The organism is Sandaracinaceae bacterium (genome assembly GCA_016706685.1).
Classification (GTDB): domain Bacteria; phylum Myxococcota_A; class Polyangia; order Polyangiales; family Houyiibacteriaceae; genus JADJJE01.
In genome coordinates, this window is record JADJJE010000013.1 from 246,798 (window position 1) to 272,575 (window position 25,778).

21 protein-coding genes and 2 pseudogenes are annotated in these 25,778 nt (G+C 71.1%); 13 read left to right on the forward strand and 10 right to left on the reverse strand.

The features are described from left to right. Window positions 1-8 precede the first annotated feature (8 nt). Both IPI43_17360 and alr read left to right on the forward strand, forming a co-directional pair. A pseudogene (locus IPI43_17360) lies at window positions 9-1,642 on the forward strand (ATP-binding cassette domain-containing protein). Between the two features lie 69 nt (window positions 1,643-1,711). Further along, on the forward strand, window positions 1,712-2,881 hold the full coding sequence (alr, locus tag IPI43_17365) for an alanine racemase (GenBank protein ID MBK7775875.1): 1,170 nt from the start codon (window positions 1,712-1,714) through the stop codon (window positions 2,879-2,881). 6 nt (window positions 2,882-2,887) lie between these two features. On the opposite strand, the gene IPI43_17370 is transcribed toward alr, so the two are convergent. Next, entirely contained in the window at window positions 2,888-4,885 is a 1,998-nt protein-coding gene (locus IPI43_17370) for an SDR family oxidoreductase (GenBank protein ID MBK7775876.1), read from the reverse strand. 100 nt (window positions 4,886-4,985) lie between these two features. Here IPI43_17370 and IPI43_17375 point away from each other — a divergent pair, with 100 nt between their 5' ends. Both IPI43_17375 and IPI43_17380 read left to right on the forward strand, forming a co-directional pair. After that, window positions 4,986-5,594, forward strand: coding sequence for a hypothetical protein (locus IPI43_17375; protein ID MBK7775877.1), 609 nt, complete (start codon window positions 4,986-4,988; stop codon window positions 5,592-5,594). Then, window positions 5,560-5,757, forward strand: a complete 198-nt coding sequence (locus tag IPI43_17380) for a hypothetical protein (GenBank protein MBK7775878.1) — start codon at window positions 5,560-5,562, stop codon at window positions 5,755-5,757. The genes IPI43_17375 and IPI43_17380 overlap by 35 nt, the downstream gene beginning before the upstream one ends. Before the next feature lie 11 nt (window positions 5,758-5,768). Here the strand turns inward: IPI43_17380 and IPI43_17385 are convergent, their stop codons facing one another. From IPI43_17385 to IPI43_17405, 5 genes are all read right to left on the reverse strand, one after another. After that, entirely contained in the window at window positions 5,769-6,131 is a 363-nt protein-coding gene (locus IPI43_17385) for a hypothetical protein (protein MBK7775879.1), read from the reverse strand. Next, entirely contained in the window at window positions 6,128-6,616 is a 489-nt protein-coding gene (locus IPI43_17390; GenBank protein MBK7775880.1) for a winged helix-turn-helix transcriptional regulator, read from the reverse strand. The genes IPI43_17385 and IPI43_17390 overlap by 4 nt, the downstream gene beginning before the upstream one ends. Before the next feature lie 83 nt (window positions 6,617-6,699). After that, on the reverse strand, window positions 6,700-7,752 hold the full coding sequence (locus tag IPI43_17395; GenBank protein ID MBK7775881.1) for a hypothetical protein: 1,053 nt from the start codon (window positions 7,750-7,752) through the stop codon (window positions 6,700-6,702). 70 nt (window positions 7,753-7,822) lie between these two features. Next, window positions 7,823-9,271, reverse strand: coding sequence for a cytochrome P450 (locus IPI43_17400; GenBank protein MBK7775882.1), 1,449 nt, complete (start codon window positions 9,269-9,271; stop codon window positions 7,823-7,825). After that, window positions 9,255-9,872: a TetR/AcrR family transcriptional regulator gene (locus IPI43_17405; protein MBK7775883.1), complete on the reverse strand. Its 618-nt coding sequence runs from the start codon at window positions 9,870-9,872 to the stop codon at window positions 9,255-9,257. Before IPI43_17405 ends, IPI43_17400 begins: the two co-directional genes overlap by 17 nt. A gap of 194 nt (window positions 9,873-10,066) precedes the next feature. Here IPI43_17405 and IPI43_17410 point away from each other — a divergent pair, with 194 nt between their 5' ends. From IPI43_17410 to IPI43_17450, 9 genes and pseudogenes are all read left to right on the forward strand, one after another. Continuing rightward, complete coding sequence (locus IPI43_17410; protein MBK7775884.1) at window positions 10,067-10,858, forward strand: class I SAM-dependent methyltransferase; 792 nt, start codon at window positions 10,067-10,069, stop codon at window positions 10,856-10,858. Between the two features lie 18 nt (window positions 10,859-10,876). Then, the gene (elyC, locus tag IPI43_17415; GenBank protein ID MBK7775885.1) at window positions 10,877-11,611 is read left to right on the forward strand and encodes an envelope biogenesis factor ElyC; all 735 of its coding nucleotides are present in this window, start codon (window positions 10,877-10,879) and stop codon (window positions 11,609-11,611) included. Between the two features lie 212 nt (window positions 11,612-11,823). Then, complete coding sequence (locus IPI43_17420; protein ID MBK7775886.1) at window positions 11,824-12,423, forward strand: hypothetical protein; 600 nt, start codon at window positions 11,824-11,826, stop codon at window positions 12,421-12,423. After that, a complete protein-coding gene (locus IPI43_17425; protein MBK7775887.1) occupies window positions 12,416-13,321 on the forward strand; it encodes a 4Fe-4S dicluster domain-containing protein in 906 nt (301 codons plus the stop codon). The genes IPI43_17420 and IPI43_17425 overlap by 8 nt, the downstream gene beginning before the upstream one ends. 133 nt (window positions 13,322-13,454) lie before the next feature. Further along, a complete protein-coding gene (nrfD, locus tag IPI43_17430) occupies window positions 13,455-14,660 on the forward strand; it encodes a polysulfide reductase NrfD (GenBank protein MBK7775888.1) in 1,206 nt (401 codons plus the stop codon). Window positions 14,661-14,940: 280 nt separating this feature from the next. Then, window positions 14,941-17,376, forward strand: a pseudogene (locus IPI43_17435) (molybdopterin-dependent oxidoreductase). A 10-nt stretch (window positions 17,377-17,386) separates the two neighbouring features. Next, window positions 17,387-18,169, forward strand: a complete 783-nt coding sequence (locus IPI43_17440) for a nitrate reductase cytochrome c-type subunit (GenBank protein MBK7775889.1) — start codon at window positions 17,387-17,389, stop codon at window positions 18,167-18,169. Window positions 18,170-18,342: 173 nt separating this feature from the next. Then, window positions 18,343-18,576 (forward strand): 4Fe-4S binding protein, encoded by a 234-nt coding sequence (locus IPI43_17445; protein ID MBK7775890.1) that lies wholly within the window; start codon window positions 18,343-18,345, stop codon window positions 18,574-18,576. Then, window positions 18,573-20,213: an alginate export family protein gene (locus tag IPI43_17450; GenBank protein MBK7775891.1), complete on the forward strand. Its 1,641-nt coding sequence runs from the start codon at window positions 18,573-18,575 to the stop codon at window positions 20,211-20,213. The genes IPI43_17445 and IPI43_17450 overlap by 4 nt, the downstream gene beginning before the upstream one ends. Here IPI43_17450 and IPI43_17455 read toward each other — a convergent pair. From IPI43_17455 to IPI43_17470, 4 genes are read right to left on the reverse strand one after another with little or no spacing between them, the layout of a single operon-like run. Continuing rightward, window positions 20,201-21,805, reverse strand: a complete 1,605-nt coding sequence (locus tag IPI43_17455; protein MBK7775892.1) for a M81 family metallopeptidase — start codon at window positions 21,803-21,805, stop codon at window positions 20,201-20,203. The genes IPI43_17450 and IPI43_17455 overlap by 13 nt on opposite strands. Continuing rightward, on the reverse strand, window positions 21,792-23,273 hold the full coding sequence (locus IPI43_17460) for an aspartate aminotransferase family protein (GenBank protein ID MBK7775893.1): 1,482 nt from the start codon (window positions 23,271-23,273) through the stop codon (window positions 21,792-21,794). The genes IPI43_17455 and IPI43_17460 overlap by 14 nt, the downstream gene beginning before the upstream one ends. Beyond that, window positions 23,270-24,664 (reverse strand): protoporphyrinogen oxidase, encoded by a 1,395-nt coding sequence (gene hemG, locus IPI43_17465; protein ID MBK7775894.1) that lies wholly within the window; start codon window positions 24,662-24,664, stop codon window positions 23,270-23,272. Before hemG ends, IPI43_17460 begins: the two co-directional genes overlap by 4 nt. Continuing rightward, the gene (locus tag IPI43_17470) at window positions 24,661-25,749 is read right to left on the reverse strand and encodes a TIGR04053 family radical SAM/SPASM domain-containing protein (protein ID MBK7775895.1); all 1,089 of its coding nucleotides are present in this window, start codon (window positions 25,747-25,749) and stop codon (window positions 24,661-24,663) included. Before IPI43_17470 ends, hemG begins: the two co-directional genes overlap by 4 nt. Between the last annotated feature and the right edge of the window lie 29 nt (window positions 25,750-25,778).

Consider the following 25,778-nt stretch of genomic DNA (forward strand, 5'->3'; position numbering starts at 1 on the left):
GAAACCGCATGGCGTATCTCGAAGTCAAAGGTCTCGGAAAGTCGTTTGCGCGCGGCGGAGGCACGCTCGAGGTGCTGTCCAACGTGTCGCTGTCGGTCGAGAAGGGCGAGCTCGTCGCCATCGTCGGCTACTCGGGGTCGGGCAAGACCACGCTCGTCTCCTTACTGGCGGGGCTCATCGAGCCGGACACCGGCAGCATCGTGCTGGACGGAAAGCCGGTGAGCGCCCCGGGGCGTGACCGCGCGGTGGTGTTCCAGAGCTATGGCCTGCTGCCCTGGATGACTGTGCGACAGAACGTGGCGCTCGCCGTGGACGCGTCGAACCCCGAGCTGCCGAAGGCGGAGCGCGCGGCGTTGGTGGAGAAGTACATCACCCTGGTGGGTCTCGCTCACGCGCACGATCGCAAGCCTGCTCAGCTCTCGGGCGGCATGAAGCAGCGCGTGGCCGTGGCGCGCGCGCTGTGCACCGACCCCGACGTGCTGCTGCTGGACGAGCCCTTCGGCGCGCTCGACGCCCTGACGCGCGCCGGCATGCAGCGAGAGATCGCGCGGCTGGTGCGCGAGAGCGGCAAGACGGCCGTGCTCATCACGAACGACGTGGAAGAGGCCATCCTGCTGGCGGATCGCATCATCCCGCTCTCGGCGGGCCCGTCGGCGACGCTGCTCGACCCCGTGCCAGTGCCCTTCGCGTTCCCACGCGACCGCCGTGAGCTCTCGCGCGAGCACGACTACAAGGCCATCCGCGCCCACGTGCTGGCCACCTTGATTGCGAGCTCGAAGAAGCGCGCGGTCGCGCCCGAGACCAAGAGCGTTGCCATCCCCCGCGCCGAAGAGGTCATCGCATGAGAAGCGAGAACAAGTTCGTGGAGATTTGGCAGGTCACCAAGGAGTTCCCCACCAAGGCGGGGCCGCTCGCGGTGGTCAAGGAGTTCGACCTCACCATCGCCCGGGGCGAGCTGTGCTGCCTGCTGGGGCACAGCGGCTGCGGCAAGTCCACGGTGCTGTCCATGGTCGCGGGCCTCACGAAGACCACGAGCGGCGCCATCATCGTGGACGACAAGGAGGTGGTCGCGCCCGGGCCGGACCGCGCGGTGGTCTTCCAGTCGCCCACGCTGTTCCCCTTCATGACCGCGCTCGGGAACGTGCGGCTCGCGGTGGATCAGGTGAACCCGAAGACGTCGGCGGCGGAGCGCGACGCCCTGGCGCGCAAGTACCTCACGCTCGTGGGCATGGGCGACGCCTGGGCCGCGAAGCCCGCCGCGCTCTCGCAGGGCATGCGTCAACGCGTTGGCATCGCGCGCGCCTTCGCGCTCTCGCCGCGCATGCTGCTGCTGGACGAGCCCTTCGGCATGCTGGACTCGATCACGCGCGTGGAGCTCCAGCAGACCCTCGTGGACATCTGGTCCGAGCACAAGATCACGGCGCTCATGGTCACGCACGACGTGGACGAGGCGCTCTTCCTGGCGGACCGCATCGTGCTCATGACCAACGGCCCCGAGGCGCGCGTGGGCAAGATCATCGACGTGCCCTTCGAGCGCCCGCGCGACCGCTTCGCGGTGATCGAAGACCCGCGCTACGACGTGCTGCGCGACGAGATGCTGGCCTTCTTGGAAGAGAACGACCCGCACGCCGCGGTGGCCTGAGCCGACGCCAACCCTGCCGCTGCGCCGCGCCACGTTGCGGGGCGTGAGGTGGCGGGGTAGCCATGGCCCGTGCGTTCACCCCGCGACACGCTGATCCTGAAGCCGCGCCTGCAGTCTGCCGCGGACACGCTGCGCCCCACGCGCGCCGAGATCGACCTCGACGCCGTGGTGCACAACTTGGGCGTGGCGCGCGACATCGCGGGCACCAGCCGCGTGCTGGCGGTGGTCAAGGCCGACGCCTACGGGCACGGCGTGGTGCCCGTGGCGCGCCGGCTGCAAGAGGTGGGCGCCTATGGCTTTGGCGTGGCCCTGGCCGAAGAAGCACTCGAGCTGCGCGAGGCAGGCATCCACACGGCCATCGTGGTGCTGAACGGCGTGCACGGCGGCGCCCATGAAGAGGTGGTGGCCGCGGGGCTCACGCCGGTGGTGTACGAGCTGCCCGAGCTGCGCGCCTTTGCCGACGTGGCGGCCCGACGCGGCGCGCCCGTGGGTGTGCACCTCAAGGTGGACACGGGCATGAGCCGTCTCGGGGTCCCGTTCACGGCGCTGCCCCAGTTCCTGGACGCGCTCGAGGAGCTGGGCCCCAAGGGGGCCATCGCCATCGAGGGCTGCATGACGCACCTGAGCTCGGCGGACAGCGATCCGGACGTGACACGCGAGCAGCTGGCGCGCTTCGACCAGGCGGTGGCGCTGGTGCGCGCGCGCGGTCACGAGCCCACCCTGTTGCACGCCGCCAACACGGCGGGCGCGTTCCTGCACCCGGAGTCGCGCTACGACCTGGTGCGCCTCGGCAGCGCGCTGTTCGGCTATGGGCCGCCGGGCACGGAGCAGGCCGGGCTGCGGCCAGCCATGCGCTTGCGCACCGAGATCATCTCGCTGCGTCGCGTGCCTGCCGGCACGCGCGTGGGCTACGACGGAACGTTCACGGCCGACCAGGAGCGCACCATCGCGACGGTGCCCGTGGGCTATGGCGACGGCCTGATCCGCGCCACCAGCAACCGCGCCGAGGTGCTGGTGCGCGGGCGCCGCTGCCCCGTGGTGGGCAACGTGTCCATGGACCTCACCGGCATCGACGTGAGCACGCTGCCCGACGTGCAGCTGGGCGACGAGGTGGTGCTGCTGGGCGCGCAGGGCGGCGACGCCATCGACGCGCACGAGCTGGCGCGCTCGGCCGGCACCATCCACTACGAGGTGCTCACCAACGTGTCGCGCCGCGTGCCCCGCTTCTACGCGGGGTGACGAGCGCTAGACCGGCGAGCCGCCGATGAGCTTGGTGAGCAGGGCCTTCTCGACCGGGAACGCGGTTGGCGCGCCGCCCTCCGGGAACACGCGGTGCAGCAGGTTCAGGATGCGCGTGGTGGTCTTGGGGGTGACGCGGGCGGACACCGAGTAGAAGCGTCCTTGGCCGGTCATCACCATGCGTCGCTTGTCCACCACGCCGTCGAGCACCATGTGCGCGGCGCGCTCGGGCGTCATGATGTCTTTGCGCTCGGCGTAGGCCTTGGTGGGCGCCATCATCTCCGTGCGCACCAGCGGCAGGTAGATGTTGGAGACCTGCACGCCCTCGTGGTGGAACTCGGCCGCCAGGCAGTTGCCGAACGCCTCGAGCGCGGCCTTGCTGGACAGGTAGGCCGAGAAGTACGGGCCGGGGATGAGCACGCCCATGGTGAGCACGTGGCACACGGAACCGCGGCGCTCGCGCAGGCTGGGGAGCAGGCCCAGCGTCAGGCGCACGGGCGCAAAGTAGTTGAGCTGCATGGTGCGCTCGTAGTCGTGGAAGCGCGCGCGGCTGTCGGCGATGCCACGCCGGATGGAGTGCGCGGCGTTGTGGATCAGCACGTCCACCCCGCCGTGCGCTTCGGTCACCTTCGCCGCCAGCGCGTCGAGCGCCGCGAAGTCCGCGAGATCGGTGGGGTAGGTGGTGACCTTGGCACCCGTGGCGCGCAGCTCCGTGGCCAGCTCATCGAGGGCATCGGCGTTGCGCGCCACCAGCACCAGCTCGGCGCCTGCGCGTGCGGCCTGTCGTGCCACCTCGGCGCCGATGCCGCGCGACGCTCCCGTGACCAGCACCACCTTGCCGCCGAGTGCCTGCGCATAGCGCATGGGCCGCTGGTGCACAGCGGTCAGGTGGTCGTCGTAGTAGCGCACCATCGGCCGCGCGTAGTCGGCCAGGCGTGGGCACGCGATGCCGCTCCCGGCGAGCGCGGCCTGCGTCATCTGGTCGTCGAAGCGCACGCGCAGGTTGAGCGCGTCGATGCCCGTCGGCGGGAGCCCTAGGTCGTCCAGCACGTCGCGCCGCAGGGTGGCCACGCTGGGCAGCATGTTCATCAGGTTCAGCGCGTTGTCCACGCCGGGGATGCCGCGCACGTCCACCTGCACGCCCAACCCCGGCCCATGCATCTCGCGCAGGAAGATGCCCAGCATGGCGGCGAAGCGCGGCGGCGCGGGGTCCACCAGGTGATGGACGCGGCCTTTGGCGCTCACGTCGCTCGCGCTCGCTGCGAGGCCGATGTGGGCCAGCGCGTTGGCCACATAGTCCACCGGCACCAGGTTCATGCGCCCGCGCACCTTCGGCACGGGCAGCTTCACCCAGCGCGGCAGGGCGCCGGCCAGCTGCTGGAGCCCGGCGAAGCCCAGGTAGGGGCCGTCCACGCGGTCCATCTCGCCCGTGACGCTGTGGCCCACCACCGCGCTCGGCCGGTAGATGCGGTGGGCGAGGCCAGCCGCGCGCACCTGCTTCTCCGAGTTGAACTTGGAGCGGTGATACGCGTGCGGAAACGACTGCCCCTCGTCGAACATGGACTCGGTGAACGTGCCCTGGTAGTCGCCCGCCACCGCGATGCTGCTCACGTGGTGCAGCACGCCCCGAAAGCCTGACAGCGCGGTGAGCAGGTGCCGCGTGCCCGCTTCGTTGGCCGCCACCAGCGCCGCTTCGTCCGCGCTGATGTCGTAGAGCGCGGCCAGGTGGAACACGTGGTCCGCCGCGAGCAACGCCGTGCGCCCCGCCTCGTCGAGGCCCAGGCTCGTGTCGTCGAGGTCGCCCTGGACCACGATCAACGTTCCGCCGCGGGCCGACGCGCGGCTCACCTCGTGGAGCGCTTCGATGCGGGCTGCTCGCGCCCCGAGCGACGAAGGCCGCACCATCATGGTGACGTGCGCGCCGCGGCGCAGCAGGGCCTCGATGGTGAAGCGCCCGATGAGGCCGGTGCCGCCAGTGACGAAGACGCGGGGTGATGTCGTCATGGGCGCATCTTGCCAGGTGTCGGCTCCAGAACGTGTGCTCATCGCCCCGGCGCGCCGTGGCGGGCGCCCTCGGTGGTGTACGATCGAGGTGTCGCCCACGATGACCGCGCTCCTCGACATTGCCCTCAGCGAGCTCCCCGGCGACCTCGCGAGCTGGCCCGCCGCGTTGGGTGCCATGCGTGAAGTCGACGCGCACGAGGTGCTCGCTGCGCTCTTCGAGGCCTGGGTCGCGGGACGGCTCGAGGCTCACCTCCACGCGCAGGGCGAGACGTATCGCTCTTTCGGTGCCCTCCTGACGGGACTCCCAGAGCGGTTCACGGTGGGCCTGTCGGCGGAGCGCATGGCCGACGACGAGGTGGACGTGCGGCGCTGGTGCTGGGCGCCGGGGTGGTTCCTGCTGAGCCAGGACGAGGACCTCATGGTCATGAACGACGACTGCGTTTCGGCGCTCCTCGAGGAGGGCGCGGCTGGATGCCCCAAGCGCGAGTACGTGTTCGGCATCGTGGAGCACCATGTGCGCGATCAGATGCACCATGCGCTGTGGGATGGCGCGGCCACGTTGCCCGAGCGCCTCGCTTGGGCTGGTCAGGTGGCGAGAGGATGCCGCACGAGCGGGCGCCACCGACCTGGTGGACTACGCCGCGCGCATCGCGAGCTATGCGGTGCAGGGTGCGGTGAAGCGCGAGGACGTGGAGCAGCGCGTCTTTGATCTCCGGCGCTGCCACCCCAATCGGACCGTGCCGCCCCACGTGCGCCTCGAGGGCGACCGGTGGCTGGCGAGGCTGGACCGCGCGAACGCGCTGGTGGGCCAGCTGGTCATCGACCGGAGGACGGGCGCCATGCGGGCGGACGAGACGGTGCGCCGCCGCTGACGCTGGCCGCGCTACGAGGCGAGCCGCTGCGCGGAGGCCTCGAGCGTCCGCAGCTGACCGCTCACCACCGCGATGTCCCGCTCGCAGTCGCGGATGTTGCCCGCGTACTCGATGACGTGGACGCCCGTGATGTACCAGCCCCCGACGACCAGCAGCACCACCTGCACCAGCACCGCGAGCGCGATCCAGAAGCCCCAGAGCACGAACGCGGGGACGGCCAGGATCCCGAGCGCGCCGAGCTTGATGGCGTTGTTGCGGTCGCGCGTGGCGGCGTCGCGCAGCGTGATCAACCGCGTCTGCTCGAGGCCGAGGATGCGCAGCCGCTCGCGCAGGGCCTCGGGGCTGTCCACGTGGGTCACACTGCGTCGGGTCATGGGGTGCTCTCCGGTTCCAGGTTGCTCAGCATCGCTTCGAGTGCGCGCACCGCGGCCGCGAGGGTGGCTTCGTCCAGCCCCTGCACGGCCTGCGCGCGCACGGCGCCTCCCAGCGGCACCAGCTTGGCCTCGAGCCGCCTGCCGGTGGGGGTGAGGAACAGGCGCGGCGTGCGACGGTCGCTCGGGTCCGCCTTGCGCTGCACCCAGCCCTCGGCCTCGAGGCGCGAGACCATGCGGCTGAGCTGACCCTTGTCCTTGAGCGCGATGTCGCCGAGGCGTGCTTGGGGCAGGCCGTCCTCGGCCCACAGCGCGCGCATGAGGCGCCACTCTTCGACCGTGATGCTGAAGCCCGCGTCGCGCAGCTTGATGAGCAGGCTGCGCTGGAACGCCTGCCCCACGCGCGCGCTCAGGTAGCCGATGGTGCGGGCGAGCGGGAGCTCGGGGCGCAGCTGATCGCTGCGCGTGGCCGTGGTGGTGCGTGGCATCCCACTCAACGTGGGGTCAATGGTTGAGTATGTCAACCGTTGAGCTACGACACGGCGCGGACCCTCACTCGGACGCGAGAGCCTCAGGGGTGCGTGTAGATGTCGGTGGCGGGCGGGCCCTCCGTCGCTTCGCCCCCCGCAGGCTCTTCCATCGTGGCTTCGCTGGCTGCGGTGAACGCTTGGAAGCCGCTCAGCATGGCGATGATCACCCGCTCGAAGGTCTCGCTGTCGAGGCTGTAGGTCACGTCCACCACGGGTCCGTTGGCCACGATGTTGGCGCTCGCGAACAGCTGGTCGAACCCCGCGGCCTGGAGCTCGGCGCTCTGCTGCCCCTCCGCGATCTTCTCGCGCATGGCGGTGGCCATCGCGGCTGCGGTCGCGTCGTCCGTGAAGAGGCCGAAGCCCTGCAGTCGGATCGACTCGCCCAGGTCCATCCAAGCGCCGAGTGAGACGGCGTTCCCTTGCACCGGGAACACCCCGTCGAGACCGAAGTCACCGGGCACCGTGCTCGCGTAAGTGACGGTGTGCTGGCCCAGCTCCGCCCGCTGCGTGGCGTCCACCAAGACGGCGCTCGAGGGGCCGGCGGGAGGCGCCAGACCGTCCAGGCGGTCGAGCGCGGCCAGCACCCAGTGGTCGCTGCCGAACATGAGCGTGTGGTCGCTGGCCAGCGCCAGCACCGTGGGTCCATCGCGGCGCAGCTCGTGCTCTCGGTGGGTCCCGGGTGTCTGCGAGGCCGCGAACGTCTGGAGGTCCGACGCGCGGAAGCTCCCGCGCATCACGATCAGCAGCGGCTCGCCACCTTCGTCGGTGGGCTCGTGGCGGAACGCGACCGCCACCCGGTCGATGCGGTTCAGCAGCTCACGCACGTTGGTGGACTGCGCGTTCATGTACGGCTCGAGCGCTTCGTCCACCCGCGCCATGAACGGCGCGCCGCGCACCGCGGCGACATCGACCACGACCACGCCCTCGGCGTCGGGCGGCAGCAGCGAGACCACGTCGAGGACGCGGACCTGCGACGGATCCTGCGGCGAGGGCGAGCCACCGCAGCCCGAGAGCGCGACGGCGGCGGACGCGCACAGCGCCATGGAGGACAGCACGCGGCGGATGCGTACAGAGGGCTGATGGCCAGTGATCATCCGGGCAGGCTAGCAGCGCGCAGCGCCCACGTGAACGCCATGCGCTCGGAGCGGGCGGCTCGCGAACCGCTCACGCCTGCGCGTCGGCTTGAGACTCGCTGCGGGCGCCCGCCAGCGCCGCGCGCGCGCGACCGCCACGCTCCTGGTACGCCAGCAGCGGGCGGAAGTGCACGAACGAGTTCACGGGGTGATGCGTGGGCAGCCCCTGGATGGTGAACGGCCGCGTGGCGTCGGGCTCGATGTGGAAGCGGCGCAGCAGCGTGGTGATCAAGATGCGCAGCTGCATCTGCGCGAAGTTGCGGCCCAGGCACAGGCGCGGCCCGCCGCCGAAGCCCACCATGTACTTGCCCTTCGCCTGGTCCTCGCCGCGCGCGGGGTCCCAGCGGCCCGGGTCGAAGGCGTGCGGGTGCGGGAAGGCCTCGGGGCAGCGCTGGCTCATCCACGGGCTCCAGAACACGGGCGTGCCAGCGGGCACGGTGTAGCCGCCGAACTCGAAGTCGCGCATGGCCGTGCGCGGGAACATGGTGAGGCTCGGGCCGCAGCGCTCCACCTCGCGCAGGAACCAGCTCAGCGTGGTGAGCTTGGCGCTGCCCTTCAGCTGGTAGGGCTCGTCGCCCAGCGCGTCCCACACGTTCTCGCGCAGACGGTCTTGCCACTCGGGGTGGTGCGCCAGGAGGTGCAGCACCCAGGAGCCGGCGCTCGCGGTGGTGTCGTAGCCCGCCCAGAACAGCAGCATGGTGTGGTGGATGACGTCCTCGATGGGCAGGTAGCGGCCGTGCTCGTCCTTGTCCTGCGCCAGGCGCCCCAGGAAGCCCTTGGGCTCGGGGTCACGCCGCGCGCGCTCGATGTGCGGGCGCAGCATGTCCACCAGCACGTCACGCGACTTCAGGCCCCGGTCGAGGATGCCGTTCGGGTAGCGCAGCTTGGTGTGCGCCATGGCGCCCACGATCATGGCCTCGAAGTGCGGGCGCATGGCGTCCAGCTCGCTGCCGTCCTTGAGGCCGGTGAGCGCCATGGCCGACGCCTCGAACGTGGCGCGCTGCGCGATGTCGTACACGTCGCCGTGGGGGCGCCGCTCGAGCTTGTCGGCCGCGCTGTCCCAGATGCTCTGCACCTGGTCGATGACCTCGCCGAGGCCCAGGCGGTTGACGGCCGGCTCGAGCAGCGTGCGTGTGCGCAGGTGCTCCTCGCCGTCGAGCAGCAGGATGTTCTGCTGGAACAGCTTCCCGAACGCGAGCTGGCCGTAGCCCCCCGCGTACGAGAAGTTCTCGCGCCCGCTGACCATGATGGTGCGGTTGGCCTCGGCGCCCATCATCCACACCACCGGGTACACCAGGCTCGAGCGGAAGATGGGGCCGTGCGTGAGGTAGCGCTCCTCGAAGAACGCGAACGGGTTCTGCACCATCGCGCGGAGCTCGAGGGGCGAGGAGGTGCCGGGGATGGCGCGAAAGCGAGGGTCGATGGCGTAGCGCATGATGGTGGTCTGGGCGTGTGAAGTGGGGTCAGGCGGTGAGGCCACGCGTCACCAGCGCGGCCAGGCGGTCCAGGAAGGCGGTGTCGCTGAGGTCGAAGCCCGTCACGAGCGCGCGCAGGATGAGCGGGCCAATCAGCGGCTCGGCCAGGTCGATGGCGCTGGCGCTGGCGGGCAGCTCACCGCGCACCACAGCGCGCTCCACCACGGCGTCGAACGGCCCGCTGCGCGTGAGCCAGAACTCGGCGGCCCAGGTGCGCAGCTCGTCGTCGTGCGGCGCGTCCGACACGACCATGCGCACGATGGCCTGCGAGATGGGCTGCGCCAGGTAGTGCCCGAACTGATGGGCCAGCGCGCGCACGTCACCCGCGAACGAGCCCGTGTCGGGCGCCTGCATGGCGGTGTCGTCGTAGTCGGCGCAGGCCTCACGCACCAGCGGCTCCACGCTGCCCCAGCGACGGTATAGCGTGGTCTTGTGCACGCCCGCCTCGTGCGCGATGGCCTCCATGGTCAGCCCCACGCGGCCATCGCGCGCCAGAATGGTGAGCGCGGCGTCGAACACCTGACGCTGCACGCGCTCGCTGCGGCCCTTGGGGCGGCGAGCGATGGGAGCGGCGTCGTGCGCCGCGCGCGGGGGGTGAGCCGACATGCGAGGAGAACACGTTCTAGTCGGTTGCTGCCACTAACGCAACTCGGAGTTGCGTTTTGACTCGAATGCCGGGACCGCGAGGGAATGGCCGCGTCCCATGGGGGTTTGACAGGGCCCCACCTCCCATCCAGGTCACCCCGATGACGTCTCGGCTCTACTCCCTCCCGTCCTTCTCTCTCGTGCTGAGCCTCGCCCTGGGCGCGTGCGGCGGCCCCAGCACCGGCACGGTCACCACGCCGCTCGACCAAACCGATGGCCGCTCGGCGCGCACGGCGATCGAGGCCGCCATCTCGGGCAACCACCGCTCGCCGGACAGCCGCTCGCGTGACGCCCACCGGCACCCGCTCGAGACGCTCATGTTCTTCGGCCTCGAGCCCGGCATGACCGTGGTGGAGATGGGGCCCGGCGGCGGCTGGTACACCGAGATCCTCGCGCCCGTGCTTCAGGAGGAGGGACGCCTCATCGCGGCGGCCCCGCCGGGCGACACCGAGTACGGTGTGCGCTTCGACACCTTCCTGGCCACCAACCCCGAGCTGTACGGCCGCATCGAGCGACTCTCGTTCAACCCGCCGGACTCGGTGTCCCTCGGGCCCGATGGCTCGGCGGACATGGTGGTCACGTTCCGCAGCACGCACGGCTGGATCAACCGCGGCTTCGCGCAGGCGGTCTATCAGGCCATGTTCGCGGTCCTGAAGCCCGGCGGCGTGTTGGGGGTGGAGCAGCACCGTGGGCCCGAGGGCATCAGCGCCGAGAGCGGCTATGTGCCCGAGGCCACCGTCATCGAAATCGCACAGGCCGCTGGCTTCGTGCTGGAAGCGCGCAGCGAGATCAACGCCAACCCCGCGGACGACCACGACCACCCGGAGGGCGTGTGGAGCTTGCCGCCCACGCTGCGTGGCGCCACCGACGAGAACCGCGCGGAGTACGAGGCCATCGGCGAGTCCGACCGCATGATGCTTCGTTTCCGCAAGCCCGCCATGCCGTGAGCCGCGGATGTGACTAGCATGCTCGCCTTCCAACTGAAGAAGCTGCTGGGCATGCTGCTCATGCCCATCCCGCTGGTGCTCGTGGCGCTGGGCGTGGGGCTCTTGCTGCTGCGGCGTCGGCCGCGCACGGGGAAGGGCGTCATCGCGGGGGCCACGCTGTTCTTGCTGCTGACCAGCTGGAACCCCGTGGCGGATAGCTTGCTCGCGCCCTTCGAGGACGACTTTCCCATCTTTGACGTGCGGCAACCCGTGGCGGTGGTCGTGGTGCTGGGTGGCTGTCACGTGACGGACGACTCCCTGCCGCCCGCCGCGCAGCTGTGCGCCACGTCGCTGCACCGGCTCACGGAGGGCGTGCGCATCCTGGACGCCAACCCCGAGGCCAGGCTGTTCGTGTCGGGCTTCGCTGGCGTCGACCGTCGCGCGCACGCCGACGTGCTGCGCGAGGTGGCCATCGCGTTGGGAGTGGAGGCGACCCGCATCGAAGCCTTTCCCGAGCCCCGCGACACGGCGGAGGAGGCCGCGGCCATGGCGCCCGCGCTGCGTGGCTTGCCTTTCGCGCTCGTCAGCGAGGCCTCGCATCTTCCGCGCGCGGTCGATGCCTTCGAGGCGGCGGGGCTTCACCCGCTGCCGGCGCCGGCGGTACGCGTGAGCCGCGACGAGTCCACGCTGCGCGTCGAGGCGAGCGCGGCTCAGAAGAGCGAGCGCGCGCTGTACGAAGGGGTGGGGCGGCTCTGGCAGTGGCTGCGAGACTGAAGCCTGCGGAGGGCTGAGCCGGCGGTGCGCGAGCCAGCGACTCGCGCGAGCGTGCGCCGAGTGCCGCGCAGGAGCGGCGCAGAACCGGCGTCTCGCGCATGAGGCGCGCCGTGGAGCGGGCTCGGGGGGGCGATTGTTTCAGGCTGCGCACACCCAGGGAGTCCGAATCCCTCGCGGCCTGTTTTGGCACCATCGTTGCGTAGGGCCGGCTCGTGGACGCTCGGATATGGAGTTTGGCGTGGCTCGCGCTGGCCGCCGCCTGTGATGGTGGTGCGGCCGAGTCGCGTCGCGACGTGGAGCCGCCCGAGGCGCGCTACCCCGTGACCATCACCACGCCGCGGGTGCTGGAGGGCCTGCCCGTGGGCCCCCTCGACGTGTCGGGGCGACCCACGGTGGTGGCGTGTGGGACATGCCACGAACCGGGTGCGCAGCGTGAGTTCCCAGAGAGCGCTGGCGAGGTCGGCGCACCGCACGCGGGGCTCTCCCTCCGTCATGGCGAGCTGCCGTGTGCCTCGTGCCATGCGCAGTCGGACCGCAGCGAGCTGCACCTCGCGGACGGAACCGACATCCCGCTGACCGACGCGCTGCGCCTCTGTGCGCAGTGTCACGGCCCCCAGTACCGCGACTACCGGCATGGTGCGCACGGCGGCATGCGCGGCCACTGGGATCTCTCGCGTGGGCCACGCGAGCGCAACCACTGCGTGGCCTGTCACGACCCGCACGCCCCCGCGTTCGGACAGTTCGAGCCGGTGCCCGGCCCGCGAGACCGCTTTACGGGAGCCGCCGCGCCCCACGGAGACGCCCATGACTGACGACATCAGCCGACGCAGGATGCTGAAGGCTGCGGGGGCCACGCTCGGCGCCGCCGCCTTTGCGCGCGCCGTCGCGCCTCTCCTGCAAGCGGTGGAGGCCACGAGCATGGAGGAGCTGCTCACGCAGCACTACAAGGAGCTGAGCGCCGATGACAAGCGCCGGCTCATCGCGCGGCTCGAGTCCGAGACCGAGCATCGCTATGGCGCGGTGGTCACCATCCGCGACATCGAGGCCCGAGCGGGCGTGCAGTTCGCGTATGCGCTCAACCTGAGCGCCTGCATCGGCTGCCGGCGCTGTGCCGACGCTTGTCATCAAGAGAACAACCACGATCGGCGCACCAATCAGTCGTACATCCGTGTGCTCGAGATGGAGCAGGGCTCCATGGACATGGAGCGCGGCACGGTGCACTACGACCACGCCGTGCCGGCCCCCGGGAAGTTCTACATGCCGGTGCAGTGCCAGCAGTGCGAGAACCCGCCGTGCACGCACGTGTGCCCCGTGGAGGCCACCTGGCAGGAGGCCGACGGCATCGTGGTGGTGGATTACAACTGGTGCATCGGCTGCCGCTACTGCGAGGCCGCGTGTCCCTACCACGCGCGTCGCTTCAACTGGACGGCACCCGAGATCCCGGCGGAGGAGATCAACCCCGACCAGGGCCTCTTGTCGAACCGCATCCGCCCGCAGGGCGTGGTGGAGAAGTGCACCTTCTGCCTCCACCGCACACGCGATGGTCGCCTGCCGGCGTGCCTCGAGGCGTGCCCGACCGGCGCCCGCGTCTTCGGGAACATGCTGGACCCCGACTCCGAGATCCGCTGGGTCCTGGACAACAAGCGCGTCTTCGTCCTGAAAGAAGAGCTCGGGACGCGCCCACGCTTCTACTACTTCTTCGACAACTGAGCGTGCCGTGACCCATCAACCCACGAACCCAGACGAGAGCCCCGGCGAGGTCCGCCACGCGGTCAGCTATCCGCGCTTCCTGCTGGACGCGCTGGACGAGGCCACCGAGGGCTCGCGGCTCTTCTACGCGTGGATGTTCGTGCTCACGGCCATCGCGCTGGTGGGCGCCAACGCGTGGGCCAACCAGGTGGTGGAGGGGATGGGCGTCACCAACATGACGGACCACGTGTCGTGGGGCCTCTACATCGCGAACTTCACGTTCGCGGTGGGCCTCGCCGCAGGCGGCGTCATGATGGTCATCCCGGCCTACGTCTACGACGACCACGAGATGCACCGCGTGGTGATCATCGGCGAGGTCCTGGCCATCGCGGCCATCGTCATGTGCTTGATGTTCGTGGTGGCTGACCTCGGTCGCCCCGACCGCTTCTGGCACATGATCCCGGGCATCGGCCGCTTCAACTGGCCCATGTCCATGCTGACCTGGGACGTGTTGGTGCTGAACGGCTACCTGCTGATCAACCTCCACGTGGTCGGTTACATCATCTACCAGCGCTGGCTGGGGCGAGAGCCCAACCCCAAGTGGTACCTGCCCTTCGTCTTCCTCTCCATCGCGTGGGCCATCTCCATCCACACGGTCACCGCGTTCCTCTACGCCGGCCTCGGCGGCCGTCCGTTCTGGAACTCCGCCCTGCTGGCCCCGCGGTTCCTGGCCTCGGCGTTCGTGACCGGGCCGGCGTTCATCGTGCTGTCGCTGCAGGTGGTGAAGCGCACCACGGACTTCTACGTGCCGCGCGCCGCGCTGACCACGCTGGTGTCCATTATCCGGGTCACCGCGCCCATCAACCTCTTCATGCTGGGGGCCGAGGTCTTCTCGGAGTTCTATGCGGGTGGCGCGCACGTCGCCTCGGCGCGCTACCTGTTCCTCGGGCTGCACGGGCACTCCGAGCTGGTCCCGTGGATCTGGACGGCCATCAGCTTCAACGTCTTCGCCGCCGTGGTGCTCCTGACGCCGCCGCTGTCCGCCCGGCCGTGGCTGCTGAACCTCGCCCTGATGCTCACCTTCGTGGGCGTGTGGATCGAGAAGGGCATGGGGCTGATCGTGCCGGGCTTCATCCCGTCCACGCTGCACGAGATCGTGCCGTACACGCCCAGCCTCACGGAGTGGAAGGTGATGGCGGGCGTATGGGCGGCGGGGCTGATGGTGTTCACCGTGGGCCTGCGCGTGGCCCTCGGCGCCATGACCGGTGCGATGCGTGCTGACGACGCGCCGGCCGAGGACCTCGCGCTCGCGCCCGACGAAGCTCCCGCGCAGCACGCGAACGTGCGGGGAGGCCACTGATGCCCATCTCCGGCCTGGTGGTGACCCTGGACCGCGACCACACCGCGTGCGCCGCTGCCCTCGCCGAGCTGCGCGCCTTCGCCGCGCTCGAGCTGGGCGAGCACTCGGCCGGGCGCGTGGCTGCGGTGCTGGAAGCCGGACTATGCGGCCCACGACGCGCGCCTCGCAGCGCTGCGGGCCCTGCCCGGCGTGGTCTGGGTGGACGTGGTCTTCCACGACTTCTCCGACCTGCGCGACTTCGAGCGGCCCCCGCGTGGGAGTCGCCCTGACCTTTGCTCGGATGATGGAGGTGCCCATGGAGCGGCGTGACTTCTTGAAGGCTTCGGCCATGAGTGCGGCCAGCGCCGCCGTCCTCGCGCGCACTGTGAGCGCCAACGCGCCCGACGCCCTCGACCCCGCCATCGGTGAGCAGGTCGGCAGCGGCGTGACCTGGGACAAGGCGCCGTGCCGCTTCTGCGGGACAGGCTGCCACGTGCAGGTGGGCGTGCGCAACGACCGCGTGGTGGCCATCGCGGGCGACCGCCAGGCGGCGGTGAACCGCGGGCTGCTTTGCGTGAAGGGCTACCACGTGGGGCTCGCGCTCTACGGCGGCGACCGCCTCACGCGCCCCATGCTCAAGCGGGGTGACGTGCACGTACCCATCTCTTGGGACGAGGCGCTCGGCATCATCGCCGACCGGATAAGGGAACCCGGCTGGCTTCGCGTTCTACGGCTCGGGCCAGTGGACCATCCCCGAGGGCTACGCCGCGCAGAAGTTCATGAAGGGGGGCCTCGCCAACAACCACATCGACCCCAACGCGCGGCTCTGCATGGCGTCGGCGGTCACCGGGTTCATCTCTACCTACGGGGTGGACGAGCCCGCCAGCTGCTTCGACGACCTCGAGCACGCCAACGTGGTCATCCTGTGGGGCAACAACCCCGCGGAGATGCACCCCATCCTCTTCTCGCGGATGATCGACAGGCGCGCGCGTGCGGCGAGAGCCGTCACCCTCATCGACATCGGCACGCGTCGCACGCGCACCACGGGCTTCGCCAACGACTACCTCGAGTTCCGCCCGCAGTCGGACATCGCCATCCTCAACGGCATCCTCCATCTACTGATCGAGGACGGCACTTACGACCGCGAGTTCGTGGAGCGCCATGTGGCGTTCCGGCGCGAGGAGGGCGCCCCCGACCTGATGGGCGTGGCCACCGACTTCGACACGTTCCGCGCCGCCATGAGCGAGTACACCCCCGAGCGGGTGCAGGAGCTCTCGGGCGTGCCCGCAGCCAAGATTCGCATGCTGGCCGGGCTGTTCGCCGACCGTGACCTGCGCATCACCAGCCTCTGGTGCATGGGCGGCAACCAGCACACGCGCGGCACGGGCGTGAACCGGCAGATCCACGCCATCCACCTGCTCTCGGGGCACTGGGGCCGACAGGGCGATGGGCCACAGAGCCTCACGGGACAGCCGTCGGCCTGCGGCACGGCGCGCGAAGTAGGCACGCTCTCGCACGCGCTCCCGGGCGGCCTGCTGGTGGCCAACCCCGAGCACCGCCGCCACGCAGAGGAGCTCTGGAACCTGCCCGAGGGCCGCATCAACGCCACGCCCGGCACCACACCGTGGAGATGTGGCGGCGCTTCTCGACTGCGGCCAGCGAGGGCGGCGACATCGACACCATCTGGGTGCAGGTCACCAACCCTGCGCAGTCGCTGCCCAACACCAAGGCGCTGTTCGAGCCCAGCCGCAGCATCGCCGGCAAGTTCCTGATCGTCTCGGACGTGTACCCCACGGCCACCGCGCGGGCGGCGGACCTCATCCTCCCGTCCGCCATGTGGGTCGAGAAGAACGGCATGACCGGCAACTCCGAGCGGCGCACGCAGCAGTGGTTCAAGATGGTGAACCCGCCGGGCGAGGCGCGTGACGACGCGTGGCAGGTCATCGCGGTGGCGCGGAAGCTGTTCGACCGCGGCCACCTCGGCATGCGCGACAAGGACGGGCGCTTCCTGTTTCACATGACCGACGCGACCGGCGCCGAGGTACCCGTGTGGGACTTCCGGCGCTACTACGACGTGAACGTCGACCAGCAGCTGTTCGACGAGTACCGGCGCTTCTCGCGCTTCAAGCACAAGGACCTGGCGCCCTACGCCGAGTACACGCGCGCCCGCGGGCTGCGCTGGCCGGTGGTCGAGCGCGACGGCGTCTGGGAAGAGACACGCTACCGCTTCGTCGAGGGCGAAGATCCGTACGTGGAGGCCGGCAAGGGCCTCCAGTTCTACCACTCGACCTCGGGCGACGACCGCGCGCAGGTCTGGATCCAGCCGTATGTCGCGCCGCCCGAGGAGCCCGACACGGAGTACCCGTTCTGGCTCTGCACCGGCCGGGTGCTCGAGCACTGGCACACGGGCTCGATGACCATGCGCGTGCCGCAGCTGCGCCGGGCCATGCCCGAAGCCTATGTGGAGCTGAACGCCACCGATGCGCGCCGGCTCGGCGTCGAAAACGGAGACGTGGTGCGGCTCGAGACGCGGCGCGGAGCCATCGAGATCGCGGCCTGGATCGACGGTCGCGGCCGCCCTCCCGAGGGCTCGCTGTTCGTGCCGTTCTTCGACGAGCGGCTGGCCATCAACGAGCTGACGCTCGAGGACTACTGCCCCATCTCGAAGCAGCCCGACTACAAGAAGTGCGCGGCGCGCGTGGTGCGCGTCCCGCGCAGAGCGGGGTCCCGTGAGTGACGACGGCCCCGTGAGTGACCAAGGCGGACGCCGCTGGCGGTCGGTGTTCCTCGCGGGCGCCGTGGTGGTCGCAGCCGTGGGCTACATGACCGGAACGCGCCACGCGGAGCAGCCGCGCGGCTACTCCGAGGTGGAAGACCCCGGCCACAGCGCGGCCACGGCGCCCCCGCAGGCCGGCATGGAGTCCGCGCGCTACGCCGAACGTCGGGCCACCCAGCTGCTGGCGCTCGAGTCCATGAGGGCGCAGCCGGGCCCGGGCACCGAGGCGCCTCCACACGACCCGGTCGCCTACGCGCAGGCTGTGGCGGCGCGGCGTGACGCGCGCGCCTACGACGGTGCCCCGCCCACCATTCCGCATGCGGTAGACCAGCACGGCGCGCCCGCGTGCCTGGCCTGCCACGCCGAGGGGATGCGCGTGGACGGGCGGGTGGCGCCGATCATGAGCCACGAGCGCTTCGACAGCTGCCTGCAGTGCCACGCGCTCGCCGAGAGCCCGCTGCCGCGGAGCGCGCCCTTGGCGCACTCGGTCAGCGAGGTGAACAGCTTCCTGGGGTTGACCGAGCCGGAGCGCGGCGAGCGCGCGTGGCCTGGTGCGCCCCCCACCATGCCGCACCGCACGTTCATGCGGGAGCGCTGCGACAGCTGCCACGGCACGCAAGCCTCGGGGCTCACCACCAGTCACCCCTGGCGGCAGAGCTGCCCTCAGTGTCACGCGCCTTCGGCGACTTCGGACCAGCGCCCGCGCTCCACGCTCGCGCCGCTCCCCGGCCTCACCACGGCGGGGGCGCGGTGAGCCGTGACCTGCCGCTCGGGCGGCGCGATTTCCTGCTGGCACGGCTGCGGCCCGTGATCGCCGGGCGTGTGTCGGCTGCGGCGCAGGCCGAGGTGCTCGCTTCACAGGGCGAAGCTACCCCTGCGCCTCCGTGGGCGCGGCCGAGTGCGCGTCGCCGCGTGGCGCTCCCCAGCATGTCGTTCCGGGCCACGGTGGACCGCTTCAGCTGCCTGGCGGGCGCGGGGCAGGTGTGCACCGTGTGCGTGGAGCGCTGCCCAGAGCCCGGCGCGCTCAGGCTCGACGGGCTCTACCCCGTCGTCGACGGCGACCGCTGCACGGGCTGCGGCGCGTGCGAACCCGCTTGTCCTGCGCCGAGCCCCGCCATCCGCGTGCTCCCGCTGATTCCCTCGAAAAGGACCACACCATGAAGCTCAGCGAGCTCCCCGACGTGTACCGCGCCTCTCTCGACGAGGCGACCTTCGACACCTACCTGGAGGACCTGCGGGCGCTCGATGGCCCGCTCGAGGTGCGCGCCAAAGCCGCCGCCACCGTGTACGCCGAAGAGCGCACGTGGACGCTGGACGACGCCGTGAGCGCGCTCGAGACCGGCGCCGTGCGGGCCGTCCAGGTGCGCTATGCGCTCGACGGTCAGGTGTGGTGCGACACCATCATGGGCGCGGGCCGCGCCGTGCCACGGCAGCTCGTGAGGATGGCGGCGTTGGTCGCGGCGCTGCTGTTGTGCGCCACGGGGCCGGCGAGGGCGCAGTCTCCCGGCGCACCGCCAACGGACGCCACGGCCGCGCCCGCGGAGGGCGACGCGGTTGGCGCGAGCGATGCCGAGGCCCCAGCGCAGGCGGACGCTGCGTCCGTGCCGGAGGAGCAGCCTGCACCGAGCGAGCCGCCACCGGAGGAGCCCGCCGCGCCCGCGGCGTGGCCGTTCGACTGGGGGCTCGACGCCTTCACCCGTCCCGAGGTGCGCACGGGCTACGACCAGCTCGGCCTCGCGGACAACGACTTCGTCCGCTTTCGCTTTCGCTTCGCGCTCATCCTCACGCCCATCGAGCTGGGACGCGTGCGGCTCTCGGCGCGCATCGAGCCGCAGGCCTCGGGGGCGTGGTCCTCGGGCGCCGACCTCACGGACGCGGCGCTCGGCCTGCACCAGGGCTTCATCACCATCGCCACCGACCGGGTCAGCGTGCAGCTGGGTCGTCAAGAGCTCGTATACGGCGAGCACCTGGTGCTCGGCTCCGTGCCCTGGCACCCGACGGGGCGCGCGTTCGATGCCGCCAAGCTCCGCGTGGACCTCGGCAGCGGGGCGTGGCTCGACGTGTTCGGGGCGCAGCTGGTGGAGGGTGCCACCACCAACTTCGCGGACACCGACGCGTACTTGCTGGGCGCCTACGCGGCGCTCGGACCTTTGCTCCATGAAGGGCTCGCGCTGGACGTGTACCTGCTGGAGCAGCTGCGCGGCGCCGCGAGTTCGGGCGGCATCCCCGTCACGCCGGGGCTCCAGCGCTCCACGCTGGGCGTTCGCGCCAAGCAGCGCATCGGCCTGTTCGACTACCGCGCCGAGGCTGGCGTGCAGCTCGGGCGCACCGGGGCCGTCAAGCTGCGCGCGTTCCAGTTCGACGCCGAGGCCGGCGTCACGCTCGCGCGTGATCACCTGCGGCTGGCGCTCGAGGGCTTCTACGCGTCTGGCGACGACCCCGGGACCGCGAAGAACGAAGCGTGGGACCAGCTCTACCCCACGGCGCACATCTGGCTCGGCTTCGCGGACATCATCGGGGGGCGCTCGAACGTGGCGGGGGCGGTCTTTCACGCTGCCGTGAACGCCAACGCCGAGCTGCGCTTCACGCTCGACACGCACCTCTTCGTGCGGCCGGAGGTGGGCGCGCTCAGCGGTGACGGCCTGGCCGGCTTCGAGGCCGACGTGGGCGCTCGCTGGCAGATCGGCACGGGCCTCGCGCTGCGCGCCAACTACAGCCTGTTCCGTGCCTTCACCGATGCCTACCCGGTGGACGAGCTGGCCCACTTCGCCGAGCTCGAGCTGCGCTACACGCGCTGAGCGGCCGCAGTGGACGCCCCGCGCACGGCGTGGGCGTTCCAGTCGAGCGGGCGCCAGTCGTCGAGGCAGGCCGCCGGGTGGGTGGGCGTCCGATAGCTGCGCTCGCGGACGCGTCGGAAGCTGGTGGCGCCGTGGCTGGTCACCGGCACGTGCGCGAACGACAGCGCTGCGTAGAAGATGCGGTAGTGGAAGAAGCTCTTCTGCACGAGCACGTCGGCGCGGCGCGGGTCGAGGCCCAGCTCGCGCCAGAAGCGAGGATGGAGGGGCAGCGGTGGTCCCTCGGTGATCACGCAGTGGAGCGCGCCGGTGGCTCCCTCGGGCAGCGCGATGTCCAGGCGCACCTTGCGTCCGAACTCGCTCGTCGCGCGGGCGGCGACGGTGGCGCGCACGGGCAGCTCGGGCATCCCATAGCCAGGTGTGCCCCGCAGCACCAAGTCGTGGGTGCTCCCGATGGCGTGGTCCCAGGTGGCCGCGACGAGCAATGGGTCGTGAACCGGGACGTAGGCGCGCAGGTCGCTGCCATGCTCGGCAAGCGCCCTGACGAGGTTGGTGTTTCCGCCCGGGGCCCCCGCGCTCACGATGTCGTCCACGTCGACCAGCGTGACGGGCCCGAGGCGCCCCGCCAGCGAGCGCCGCAGCTCTCGCGCGGTGGCAATCGCGTCCTCCGCTCCGTACATGGTGGGCATCTCCACCGTGCGCTTGGCCCAGGCCAGGTCGGCGAGCTCCTCGACCAGCCGCTGGGCGAGCGCGGGGTTCCCGTCCGTGGCGACATACACGCTCCAGCCGAGGTCCTCCGCGCCCGTGTAGGGGTGCACCATGCAGAGGCTCGCGCTGAGCACGCGCGGGTCGCGCTCCATGCGGCGCATGGCCCGGAACACGTCGCGCATGGGCGGGAGGAAGCTGATGGTGTTGCCGCCCCCGAGCACCATGGGCAGCTTGCGGAAGGCGTGCGTGGGCGTGACCCTGCCGCGCAGCGTGTCGATCAGCTGGCGGCCCGCGCGGAAGCCCGTGGGGCCGAGGTCCCAGTGCGGGTTGGTGCGGTAGGCGTACAGCACGTCCAGCGCGTCCACGATGCTCTGGCTGAGGTTGGCGTGCAGATCGAAGCTCGCCGCCAGGCGCGGCCGCGGGCCCAGCACCTCGCGGACGCGGCGCAGGATCACGGCTTCCGGGGCCTCGCCGAGTCCAACGACCTCCATGGAGCCATGCAGGGCTAGGTAGACAGCATCCAGCGTGCCGGCGTGGGCGAGGCGCTGCAGCAGGTCAGAGAGGATCTCCTCGAAGGCGCTCCGCTCGAGTGGGCCGCTCGGCACCGCGAGGTACGACGCCAGCGGCACGGTCTCGACGTTGCCCGCCAGGCGTGCGGCCTGCACGAAGCCGGTCAGCTCTGCGTGAGGCATGTAGCCGGGCAGCTCCGCGCCCCGCAGCCCCGTGGCACGAGCCAGCGAGTCGCCCTCGAGGAAGAACGCGTTGTCGAACGCGGCCCGGTCCGTGACCTGAGGGGAGTAGGTGTTGGCCTCGTGGAAGAAGCGTCCGTACGCGATGCGCAGCGGGCGCCCCAGGTGGCACAGGGAAGGGGTGTTACGGGGATCCATGGGGCGTCTCCTCGGGTTGCGTGAACAGCTCTCCGACGAAGCTCACGAGCAGCGCCTCGCGCACGTCGGGTGAGGCGGCGTTCAGCAGGCGATGGATCCCCGCGGCGCGCGCGGGCATCTGGCCATCCTTGATGCCCAGGGCTCCCATCAGCATGTGGGTGTTCATCTTGGATCCCGTGGCGTTGCCGCTCACCAGGGACTCGAGCGCGGCCAGCAGCGGCGCTGGCGGCGGCGTCTGCGGTGGCAGGTCCCGCGCGGCGTTGCGCAGGTCCGCAGCGAACGCCGCTGCGTGGGCGGCGTTGCCGGGGTCCAGCGTCAGGTGGATGTGCGCCGGCGAGCGCCCGAACGAGTAGGTGGGCTGCACGTGCCAGCCGCGCGCGAGCAAGCGATCCGACAGCTCGAAGAGGTCACCTGCCCGCTGCTTGCCGGCAGCGCTCGTGGTGAACGCGAACAGGTTCATGTCGGGGCGCGCTAGCAGGCGCAGACCGGGCGTCTGCTCGACCGCATCGCAGAGCAGCAGCGTCGCCTCCCACATCTGCTGGGCGTGGCGCCGATAGCCCTCGCGGCCGAGGTGCTGCATCACCGCCAGCGCCGCTCCCATGGCGGCCACCGACTTCGAACCCAGCGTGGTGGAGTTCACGATGGAGTAGCCACTCCAGCGCGCGCACGCGAAGTAGTGTGCGTCGCGCAGGCTCCGGTCGCGCATCAACAGCGCCGACACGCCCTTCGGTGCGAACCCGTACTTGTGGAGGTCCAGCGAGAGGCTGGTGACGCCGGGGACGTCGAAGTCGAAGGCAGGCACGGGCACGCCCGACTCACGCAGGAAGGGCAGCACCCAGCCCCCGACGCACGCGTCCACGTGCATGAAGGCGTCGTGCTCCCGGGCCAGCGCGGCGAGCTCCGGGATCGGGTCCACCACTCCGTGGGCGTACGAGGGCGCCGAGCCCACCACCAGGATCACGTCCCGTGTCATCTTGCGGCGCGCGTCCTCGACGGAGGCACGAAAGGTGTCGTCTACATCCACTCGCACGACCTCGACGCCGAGGTACGCGGCCGCCTTGTGGAAGCACGCGTGCGCGGTCTCGGGCACGAGCATGCGCAGGTGCTTGATCTCGGGTCTGCTGCGGCGCGCGTTGTCTCTCGCCGCCTTCACCGCGAGCATCACGCTCTCGGTGCCCCCGGCGGTGGCCGTTCCTGCGGCGCCTGCGGGCGCCCGGACCAGCTCGAGGCACGCCTGCACGATGGCGTTCTCGATGCCGCGCGCCGACGGGTAGACGGTGGGGTCGAGCCCGTTGATGCCCATGCAGGCCGCGAAGGCTTCCCGGGCGATGGACTGGGCTTCTTCGCCCGGGTCGTAGACGAACGCGAAGGCGTGGCCGTCGCTCTGCAGGTCTTGGCGGCGGAGGTCCGTCAGCGCCGCCAGGATGGCGCCTCGCGTCATGCCTCGCTCCGGAATCGTGGTCTTCATGGTCTGGTCTCCGATGCGGGATCACGCAGCACATGGGCCGCGGCGCGCAGCCCGCTCGCGAGGCAGTCGGGAACGCCGATGCCGTCGTAGCCATTGCCGGCGAGCTCGATGCCCAGCTCGCGTGCGCGTGCGCGCGCGTCGGCCACGTGCGCGTGGTGCCCGGGGGCGTAGACGGGCAGCGCCCGCAGCCTGCGCTTGGTCCGCGAGAGGGTGGGCTCCGCCGTGATGCCCACGAAGTGCTGCAGCTCCGCGCGGGTCAGCTCCACCAGCTCGGCGTCGCTGCAGCCCGGCGGGGCCTCCATCACGCAGCGCACCAACACCTCACCGCGCGGCGCGCGGCCGTGCCACTTGCGGCTGGCCCAGGTGCACGCGACCAGCGCGCGGCCGAGCGCGGGGTCCACCAGGAAGCCCGTGCCGTCCACGCCGGCGGCCCACTCGCCGTCTCCGCTCGCGTCCTTCGAGATGAAGGGCAGGTCGGCGGCGTGGTAACCGAGCGACACCACGTTCACGTCCGACGCTCGGATTCCATCGAGCTGGTCCGAAAGCGTGGCATCCAGTCCGGCGACGAGGCGCGCGCCCATCCAGGTCGGGCAGGCCAGCACCACCGTGTCGGCCTCGATCTCCCCGTGTCGGCTGGTGATGACGCGCAGCTGTCCGTCGCTCGTCCTCCGGATGCTCTGTGCCGGGACACCGAGGTACGTCCACGGGGCCACCTCCTGGGCCAGCACCTCGACGAGGGTCTGCATGCCACCCGAGAGCGTCACCAGTCCGCCTTGCTCGCCGCTCCGCGGCGCCAGCATCAGGGCCAGCCCCACGCTCCCGTAGCGGCGCTCGTGGTCGGCGAGCTTGGGCATCGCGCCCTGCATCCCGAGCGCGCTCGTGGGCGAGCCGAAGACCCCGCGCAGCATGGGCTCCACGATGTGCTCCGCCACCTCCACACCGAAGCGGCGCCCCATGAAGCCGGCCACGCTCTCCTCCGCCGTTCCGCGCGTCACGAAGGGCTCGAGCAGCAGGCGCAGCTTCGCGCTGGGGCTCAGCAGGCGTGAGCCCAGCAGCTCGCGCACCGCGCCCCGCTCGAAGCGGAAGAGGCTGGCGGGCAGAGGCTCGAGGCCCCCTTGGCTCGCGATGTAGGCGCGCCGGGGTGCGCTGCCGCTCCGCACGATCTTGCCCTCGAGGCCCAGCCACGCGAGGTGCTGCGTCATCTGCGACTTGCTCGACAGGAAGCCATCGGCGCCGTGCTCGATCACCCAGCCGCCAGTGCGCTCCGTCTCGACCAGGCCTCCCACGCGTGCGCCCGCCTCGAGCAGCGTCACGCGGGCTCCCGCTCGCCGCAGCCTCGCCGCCGCGCCCAGCCCGGCCACGCCTGCGCCGATGACCACCGCGCTGGTCACGAGGCCCTCGCCGCCGCAGGTTCGTACGGGCAGGCAGGATCCTCCGCCATGAAGTTCCCGGTGGCGGCGTAGGCCCTCGCGCGCGAGCCCCCGCAGACCTTGCGGAACTCACAGCTCCCGCAGCTGCCCTCGAGCTGGTCGGGCTCACGCAGCGTGCGGAAGACGGACGAAGTCCGGTACGTGGCGGCCAGGCCTTCCACCCGCACGTTGCCGGCCACCACCGGCAGGAAGCCGCTCGGCTGGATGTCGCCGACGTGCGAGACGAACGCGACCCCCTGACCGTCGTTGATGCCGCGCCGCACCCGCCCGATGGCGTCGTCTCCGACGACTTCGCGCAGGCCCACGACGTCCTGCTGGCTCGTCTTGCGCTGCAGGAGCACGCGCCGGAACTGCGGCGCCGCCGTGGTCTTGATGTCGTACGGGACGCGCGTTCCGAGAACCGCCAGCCACTCGAGCTGACGCTCCACCTCGTCGGCCGGCAGCGTCTCACTCCCTGCGGCGCGGCCCATGGGGACCACGAAGAACACGCCCCACAGGTCGATGCGCCGGTCGGCCAGCTGCGTCGCCAGCAGCGGCAGCTCGCTCACGTTGCGGGCGCTGACGCTGGTGTTGGCCTGCGTCGACAGCCCCAACGAGCGCGCATGGTCCAGGATCTGATGCGAGCGCGCCCACGACCCGACCACACCCCGAAAGCGGTCATGCGTGGTGGCGCTAGCGCCGTCGATGCTGATGGCCACCCGGGCGACGCCCGCATCGCGCATCCGCTCGAGCCACTCCCGCGTGACCAGCGGTGTGGCGCTGGGCGTGAGCGCCATGCGGAGCCCGAGGTACGTCCCGTGACGAACCAGCTCCACGATGTCGGGGCGCTTTGCCGGGTCTCCGCCGGTCAGGACCACCAGCTTGGTGCCCATGGCGGCAGCCTCGTCCAGGAGGCGCTTGCCCTCGCGGGTGGTCAGCTCGCGGGCGTCCCTCGTGGGCACCGCGCAGGCGCGGCAGTGAAGGCACGCCAGGTCACACGCGCGCGTGGTCTCCCAGAAGAGGATGAAGGGCGCCTGGTCGAAGGGAACTGCCGTGGGCCGGGACATACAACCTCGCTTTGGTGCGGTACGGGGGT

Bases quoted from the DNA above. Each gene is read 5' to 3' on its own strand.
- IPI43_17370 (MBK7775876.1), bottom strand. From the start codon at position 4,885: ATGACGACATCACCCCGCGTCTTCGTCACTGGCGGCACCGGCCTCATC.
- IPI43_17375 (MBK7775877.1), top strand. From the start codon at position 4,986: ATGACCGCGCTCCTCGACATTGCCCTCAGCGAGCTCCCCGGCGACCTC.
- IPI43_17385 (MBK7775879.1), bottom strand. From the start codon at position 6,131: ATGACCCGACGCAGTGTGACCCACGTGGACAGCCCCGAGGCCCTGCGC.
- IPI43_17390 (MBK7775880.1), bottom strand. From the start codon at position 6,616: ATGCCACGCACCACCACGGCCACGCGCAGCGATCAGCTGCGCCCCGAG.
- IPI43_17395 (MBK7775881.1), bottom strand. From the start codon at position 7,752: ATGATCACTGGCCATCAGCCCTCTGTACGCATCCGCCGCGTGCTGTCC.
- IPI43_17405 (MBK7775883.1), bottom strand. From the start codon at position 9,872: ATGTCGGCTCACCCCCCGCGCGCGGCGCACGACGCCGCTCCCATCGCT.
- elyC (MBK7775885.1), top strand. From the start codon at position 10,877: ATGCTCGCCTTCCAACTGAAGAAGCTGCTGGGCATGCTGCTCATGCCC.
- IPI43_17425 (MBK7775887.1), top strand. From the start codon at position 12,416: ATGACTGACGACATCAGCCGACGCAGGATGCTGAAGGCTGCGGGGGCC.
- nrfD (MBK7775888.1), top strand. From the start codon at position 13,455: ATGTTCGTGCTCACGGCCATCGCGCTGGTGGGCGCCAACGCGTGGGCC.
- IPI43_17445 (MBK7775890.1), top strand. From the start codon at position 18,343: ATGTCGTTCCGGGCCACGGTGGACCGCTTCAGCTGCCTGGCGGGCGCG.
- IPI43_17450 (MBK7775891.1), top strand. From the start codon at position 18,573: ATGAAGCTCAGCGAGCTCCCCGACGTGTACCGCGCCTCTCTCGACGAG.
- IPI43_17455 (MBK7775892.1), bottom strand. From the start codon at position 21,805: ATGGATCCCCGTAACACCCCTTCCCTGTGCCACCTGGGGCGCCCGCTG.
- IPI43_17460 (MBK7775893.1), bottom strand. From the start codon at position 23,273: ATGAAGACCACGATTCCGGAGCGAGGCATGACGCGAGGCGCCATCCTG.
- IPI43_17470 (MBK7775895.1), bottom strand. From the start codon at position 25,749: ATGTCCCGGCCCACGGCAGTTCCCTTCGACCAGGCGCCCTTCATCCTC.